General features: G+C 57.3%; 2 protein-coding genes. One reads left to right on the forward strand and one right to left on the reverse strand.

Translation table 11 applies throughout. The features are described 5' to 3' along the window. The first annotated feature begins 729 nt into the window (after positions 1-729). The gene (locus tag K288_RS0143465) at positions 730-936 is read left to right on the forward strand and encodes a cold-shock protein (protein WP_027584875.1); all 207 of its coding nucleotides are present in this window, start codon (positions 730-732) and stop codon (positions 934-936) included. Positions 937-1016: 80 nt separating this feature from the next. Here the strand turns inward: K288_RS0143465 and K288_RS54585 are convergent. After that, positions 1017-1255 (reverse strand): hypothetical protein (locus tag K288_RS54585; protein WP_210164453.1); only part of this gene is annotated, 239 nt, incomplete at its 5' end.

Genomic DNA, 1255 nt, shown 5'->3' on the forward strand with positions numbered 1-1255 from the left:
TGACTTCTCCGAGGCGCTGTCGGCGCTGCTCGGCAAGGATGCTGCCGGGCTGTCGGCATCCGCCATCGGCCGGCTGAAGGAGGGCTGGCTCGGCGTGTTAAACGGCTCCGTCTGATAGAAACCCATGATTCTCCTCCTGCTGAGCTGACGACACTGAGCAGCATCCCGGCACGTCTGATGACCAGTGCGGCGCTGGCTGGTGTCCGCCGGCGGCCGCAAACGGGTTCACCCCGGCAGGGATCTGGGACCTGACGAGCAATGAGTGTGCCACCAGAAAAGTTGCGCAATGAAAGCTCTATGGCGATAGAAAGGTGCGCCTCGAGCCCCGCGGCTCAGCGTCGAGTTGCGGATATTGTGGCATCGACCTGACACGGATGAATACGACGACACCGGCGTCAACCTTCTGCGCGACCAGTCTAAGACAGCCCGGTTATATGCAAGCTAATCGGGTCGAGCACTTTCAGCTGCAGCACACGGCGCTCGCATCATGCCGTTGCAGAACCTACCGATCCCGCCGTGTGATGCCTTCGCGTAATCCAAACTGATTGAGCTAGCCTGAGAATGTTAGCAATCGCACACGGTTGTCAGCTTTGCGTCCATTGTCGTCGACCCGACGCTCACCACCACTGTGGGATCAGCATTTTCGGTCCGGCACGCCGGTTGCTCTGTTTCTCGGCACCATTACCCACCCGCGCTCGGACTGGGCGCGGCGGCAAAGGAAGTGATCGTATGGCAACAGGTACTGTGAAGTGGTTCAATGATCAAAAGGGGTACGGATTTATCGCTCCAGACGACGGCGGAAACGACATTTTTGTCCACATTAGCGCCGTAGAACGCGCTGGGCTCTCTGGTTTGACCGAAGGCCAAAAGATTTCTTACGAAGTCAAAGTCGACCCCAAGCGTGGCAAGAGCAGCGCTGAAAACCTGCGGGTCTGATCACGCCCGCCGGTGATAGGTCTCCGGCAAAAATTGCCAAGACGAATAGGCTGCATTCTTTTCAGAGATGACGTAGCGAATTAGGAGTTCGGCACGTCTTTGGACTGACCATGTTCGCCGTCTTTTGCGTCTATGTCCGTGTCGAGCTTTTGATCGTAAGTGCAGTAGAGCCACGGCAGCACGGTTTGCAGGTTCGTTGTCCGCGCTTTCGGGAGGAGCTTGAGCAGTCGTCCGTGAAGAATCGCCCAAGCCATTGATGTGGAGTCGATTTTTCGGTCGTGAGGGGGTTTGAGATTGCAAGCTTTCGGGGTTTGACGCC

The organism is Bradyrhizobium sp. Ai1a-2, assembly GCF_000426245.1.
Taxonomy (GTDB): Bacteria; Pseudomonadota; Alphaproteobacteria; order Rhizobiales; family Xanthobacteraceae; genus Bradyrhizobium.

What these genes read in the sequence shown, in the direction of transcription:
- K288_RS0143465 (WP_027584875.1), top strand. Translation starts at nt 730, where the DNA reads ATGGCAACAGGTACTGTGAAGTGGTTCAATGATCAAAAGGGGTACGGA.